A 4971-nucleotide genomic window follows, 5' to 3' on the forward strand; every position below is an offset into this window, starting at 1 on the left:
AAGATTATAAAGCTAAACAAGAAGAGTTTTTAGCAAAAATTATTAAAGGATATGATATAGTGATTACTACTGCACAAATTCCGGGAAAAAAAGCACCTCTGCTTGTTACGGAAAAAATGCTAGAATCTATGAAGCGCGGTTCAGTGATTGTTGATATAACGACTAGTACAGGCGGGAACGTGGAAGATTCAGAACCGGATAAGATCGTTACTAAGCACGGAGTTACCATAATAGGTTTATCAAACCTTGCTACTAAAATTGCTACCGACAGCTCAAGATTATATGCTAAGAATTTGTATAATTTTCTAACCTATGCATTGCAAGACGGTAAGTTTAATATGGATGATGCGTTAGTACGTGAGATGTTGATTACTAAAGACGGAAAAATTGTGAGTGAGAAATTAAATATATGAATCAGTTACCGACGATGGCTAAACAGGCTGCTGAAATTGCCCATAATACCCAAGAATTATCAGGTAAATTAAAAGATTTGGTAATAGATACTAGTTGGCAAACAAACACAAGTACTATAGATCCGCTAGTATTTGCTATAACTATTTTTGTATTAGCTTCTTTTGTAGGCTATTATGTTGTGTGGAAAGTAACGCCTGCACTCCATACTCCGCTTATGTCTATTACTAACGCTATTTCAGGTATTATAGTTCTTAGTTCTATGATTGCTGCAAGTAGCTCTGCTTTTGGATTTCCCGGTCTACTAGGGTATTTTGCAACGCTGCTTGCTTCTATAAATATCTTCGGCGGATTTATAGTAACAAAAAGAATGCTCGAGATGTTTAAGAAGAAGTAATTAATAATGTCATACCTGCGTTGTTGATACCCAAATCGTCATTGCAAGGAGCAGAGGTTATTGCATGGATTGAAAAACCTACTCGATGTCGTTCCTAAGTAGGCGGGAATGACATAACAAGCCATACGGTTAACGTTTATAGTGACAAAAAAATCAAATTAAAGTTCTAGTTCTTTATATTCAACGGTAACTACTTCGTATGATTTAGATCCTTTCGGTGTTGTAACTTCTACAAAATCACCTACCGATTTTCCAATCAAAGCTTTTGCTATAGGAGAAGCGATTGAAACTCTTTTTCTAGTTATATCGGCTTCATATTCTCCTACAATAATATATGTTACTTCTTCTTCAGTATCGTCGTCGATCAAAGTAACCGTAGCCCCGAATTTTATGTTATCTCCCGATAATTTACCAATATCAATAATTTCCGCTCTTGCCGTCATATCTTCAAGCTCTTTAATACGCCCTTCTATAAATGCTTGTTTCTCACGTGCCGCTTCATATTCTGCATTCTCGGATAAATCGCCGTGTTCTCGTGCTTCTGCTATATCTGCACTAATTTTTTTACGTTCTACATGTTTTAAATGTTTAAGCTCGTGTTCTAATTTTTCAAAACCTTTAGCGGTGATAGGAAATTTTGTATTCATAATTATATTGTATAGATTTAGTAATTTTAGTATACTATTTTCAATAATATAGATTTCAGCAAGTATATTTGTAATAGTGAAATTTGTCAAATAAGCCTTTTTAATTATTTGGTATTGCCTAAATATTGTCATTGCAAGTGGTCCTTGTCTAAGCGGATTCTGTTATGTCATGCCTGCGAAAGCAGGAATGACATCGAATACTGTTTGCAATGATGTTGGCATTATTTCTCATATAACAATAGCAACAAGTGAGTAATCTTATGGAAATTAAAGATTTTGACTTTGAGAAAAAGCGTAAAATTTTCCACCTATTGGCTATAATATTTCCGCTGCTTTATTTATTTATTCCAAGAACCGCTATTACGTTATTATTATTTATAATAACGGCTATTACATTATATTTAGATGTATCACGTCATAATAATGCAAAAATTAGCGAATTTGTAACTAGATTTTTTTCAAAAGTTATAAGGCTTGAAGAAAATAACGGTTCTTTTGCTTTAAGCGGCGTTAGCTTTATGATGATCGGTTTTTTCTTAACTGCTCTTCTTTTCCCTAAAAATTTAGTGATTTGTTCGTGGTTGATTTTAATTATTTCAGATTGTTTAGCGGCTCTTGTCGGTGTTAAAATAGGAAATAGCTTAGGTAACGGTAAATCTATAGCCGGTTCTATTACCTTTTTAGCTTCTGCAATTTTTATAAGTATATTAGTGTATTTCTATTTAGGATATAATACAAGTTTTATTAGTATTATTATAAGCTGCATAGGGGCTACAGTAGCTGAATTTTATTCAAAAGATTTAAGAATTAACGATAATTTGTCTATACCGCTTTCTTATTGTCTTTCTACAGCTATTCTTTCCTACATATTGTAATATAATGAGAGTTGCACCAGAATTTTATGAGTTCTTAAGAAACCGTATTAACATATCGGATGTAGTGCGGCAAAAAGTAGCTTTAACTAGAAAATCCGGTAACTATGTAGGTTTATGTCCCTTCCATCAAGAAAAGACCCCATCTTTTACGGTTAGTAATAGTAAGAGATTTTTCTATTGTTTTGGTTGTAAAGCAGCCGGTGACGTTATAAAATTTACTTCTAATATTAGCGGTTTATCTTATAATGAGTCTGCTATAAAGCTTGCAATCGATTACGGTATAGAGATACCGAAATTAACTGCAAAACAGAAAGAATTTTATGAAGAATCCGATGAAATTCTAAATATTTTAGAACTCGCCAATAAGTTTTTCAGGACACAATTAACACCTGAAATATTACATTATCTACACGAAAGGGGTATTACCGAAGAAACAGTAAAAGAGTTTTCAATAGGTTTTGCCCCGAAGAATAATAAATTTGAAAAATTTTTTCACGATAAAAATATAGATATTATAAAACTTGGTAAAGCAGGGCTAATCGGCAAGCGAGAAAACGGTGAAATATATAATTTATTTTCTAACCGTATTACTATTCCAATTAGAAATATTTACAATAAAATTGTAGGCTTTGGCGGTAGAGTACTAGGGGAGGGGCTGCCTAAATACTTAAATTCACCTGAAACTACAGTATTTCAAAAAAGTGAAACTCTATACGGTGAGCATAAAGCGATAAGCAGTAGCTATAAAAAAAATCATTCGATTTTAGTAGAAGGTTATTTTGATGTTATAGCACTACATCAAGCAGGTTTTAGTGAAACGGTTGCGAGTCTTGGTACTAGTGTTACTGAGAATCACTTACATAAATTATGGCGTGCTGGCGATGAAATTATATTATGTCTTGACGGAGATAATGCAGGCATAAAAGCTAGTATAAGAACTATTAACTTAGCATTACCGCTTATTAATAGTGAAAAGAAAATTTCTTTTATTAGGTTACCAAGCGGACTTGATCCCGACGATGCAGTAAATAAAAACGGTGCTGATTTTTTTGCAAAGCTTATAGATAAAAGAATAAGCTTATCAGAAATGATTTGGCATATTGAGTATAGCGGCAAGAGTTTTAAAACTGCGGAAGAAAAAGCTAATTTAGAAAAAAATTTAAAAAATTATTGCAGCAAAATATCGGATAGTGATTTAAAAGTAAGTTATTACAGGTTTTTTAAAGATCAAATATGGCAAAATTTAGTTACAACGCAGAAGAAAGCTACAACTAAAAATTCAAATTTGGTTCCTATAATTTCAAGTCACGGTTATTCGGAGCTTGAAATACTAGAACACGCTTTTTGTGCTTTGTTGGTTAAATTTCCTATAATTCTTGAAGAAAAAGATATTAGAGATTTCATCTTAAATTTAAATTTTAATAATAAATCGCTTGAAGAATTCCGTAATTGGTATTTAAACGAGATTATAGATAATAACGTAGAAGCAAGTGAAATTACTGCAATTGTGGAAAAAACTAGCTTTTTTGATATTTTTTTATTATTATCAAAAACGGATAATTTGTTTTTAGATATCTCATTTAATAAAAATAATATCAGACTGGATTTATTATGGCAGTGGCTACATAAGAAATATTATCTAATAAATTTACAACAAGAATACGCTATTACCATAAACAGTACTGACAATCACGACTTTGAAAAAGTTTTACTATATAAACAAGAAATTCTGAAGATTGCAAATGAACTGCAAGTTTTAAACGAATCTTTTATTAATCACACGATAACTTAATTATTTCAAACTTCTTTTAAAAGAAAAAAGCATATAGGTATTTAATGAGCAATAGCAATATAGACAATGATCTAGATAAAATAGATAGTTTACTTAAAAAAGCTAAATCTAAAAAGATACCGGTCACTTATGATGATATAAACAACGCTCTTCCTCTTAATAAAAATCCTTCAATAAGACAATTAGAGGAAGCTATATTAAAATTTTCCGATGCAGGAGTAGATATTTTAGAATCTAATGAAGATGATGAAATTAAGCTTGATATCGGAATGGATGAAGAATTTAAGCTATCTACCAATGTTGATAATGAACCTGAGGATGAGGTAGAAGAAGAAAATATAGGTATTACCGATGATCCTGTAAGATTATATCTTAAGGATATGGGGGGAGTCAATCTTTTAACTCGTGAACATGAAATAGAAATAGCAAAAAGGATTGAGGAAGGACATAAAACAATGACTGCTTCCTTATGTAGAAGCCCTATTGCTATGCGTTGTTTTATAGTATGGTATGAAGATTTAGTTAATGAAAAAATGTTACTACGTGATCTGATAGATTTAGAAGCTAACATGTTACATGACGAAACACCCGAAAATGATGAAGCACATAGTAGTGAGACCGAAGGAGAAGAGCATGAGGATAATCACTTATCTATGTCTAGAGTAGAAACGCAGATATTACCTAATATTATAGAGCGTATGAAAAAAATTGCTTTTATCTGCGAAGAGCTACTCATTGAAGCTAAAAAATGTTATGAGAAATCTTTTGAGCCGAAGGTTTTACAAAATAGCAAAAAATATAATAATTTGGAATTATTAATAAATGAAGTTTCGGAAATACATTTTAATT

5 protein-coding genes and 1 pseudogene are annotated in these 4971 nt (G+C 31.6%); 5 read left to right on the forward strand and 1 reads right to left on the reverse strand.

The genetic code is table 11. From position 1 onward, the window contains the following. Together BG75_RS09330 and BG75_RS01005 are read left to right on the forward strand one after the other, a co-directional pair. Positions 1 to 413 (forward strand): annotated as a pseudogene (locus BG75_RS09330) (NAD(P)(+) transhydrogenase (Re/Si-specific) subunit alpha); the annotation flags it as partial. Beyond that, positions 410 to 808: an NAD(P) transhydrogenase subunit alpha gene (locus tag BG75_RS01005; protein ID WP_062811104.1), complete on the forward strand. Its 399-nt coding sequence runs from the start codon at positions 410 to 412 to the stop codon at positions 806 to 808. The pseudogene BG75_RS09330 and the gene BG75_RS01005, both read left to right, overlap by 4 nt. A gap of 158 nt (positions 809 to 966) precedes the next feature. Here BG75_RS01005 and greA read toward each other — a convergent pair whose 3' ends face one another. Continuing rightward, the gene (gene greA / locus BG75_RS01010; protein ID WP_004997127.1) at positions 967 to 1455 is read right to left on the reverse strand and encodes a transcription elongation factor GreA; all 489 of its coding nucleotides are present in this window, start codon (positions 1453 to 1455) and stop codon (positions 967 to 969) included. Positions 1456 to 1715: 260 nt separating this feature from the next. On the opposite strand from greA, the gene BG75_RS01015 reads away from it, so the two are divergent. The 3 genes from BG75_RS01015 to BG75_RS09335 all read left to right on the forward strand — a co-directional run. Continuing rightward, a complete protein-coding gene (locus tag BG75_RS01015; protein ID WP_062811105.1) occupies positions 1716 to 2330 on the forward strand; it encodes a diacylglycerol/polyprenol kinase family protein in 615 nt (204 codons plus the stop codon). 4 nt (positions 2331 to 2334) lie between these two features. Then, entirely contained in the window at positions 2335 to 4122 is a 1788-nt protein-coding gene (gene dnaG / locus BG75_RS01020) for a DNA primase (RefSeq protein ID WP_062811106.1), read from the forward strand. 44 nt (positions 4123 to 4166) lie between these two features. Beyond that, positions 4167 to 4971 (forward strand): sigma-70 factor domain-containing protein (locus BG75_RS09335; protein WP_305140698.1); only part of this gene is annotated, 805 nt, incomplete at its 3' end.

Source organism: Rickettsia endosymbiont of Proechinophthirus fluctus (assembly GCF_001602635.1).
Taxonomy (GTDB): Bacteria; Pseudomonadota; Alphaproteobacteria; order Rickettsiales; family Rickettsiaceae; genus Rickettsia; species Rickettsia rickettsii.

What these genes read in the sequence shown, in the direction of transcription:
- BG75_RS01005 (WP_062811104.1), top strand. Translation starts at nt 410, where the DNA reads ATGAATCAGTTACCGACGATGGCTAAACAGGCTGCTGAAATTGCCCAT.
- dnaG (WP_062811106.1), top strand. Translation starts at nt 2,335, where the DNA reads ATGAGAGTTGCACCAGAATTTTATGAGTTCTTAAGAAACCGTATTAAC.
- BG75_RS01015 (WP_062811105.1), top strand. Translation starts at nt 1,716, where the DNA reads ATGGAAATTAAAGATTTTGACTTTGAGAAAAAGCGTAAAATTTTCCAC.
- greA (WP_004997127.1), bottom strand. Translation starts at nt 1,455, where the DNA reads ATGAATACAAAATTTCCTATCACCGCTAAAGGTTTTGAAAAATTAGAA.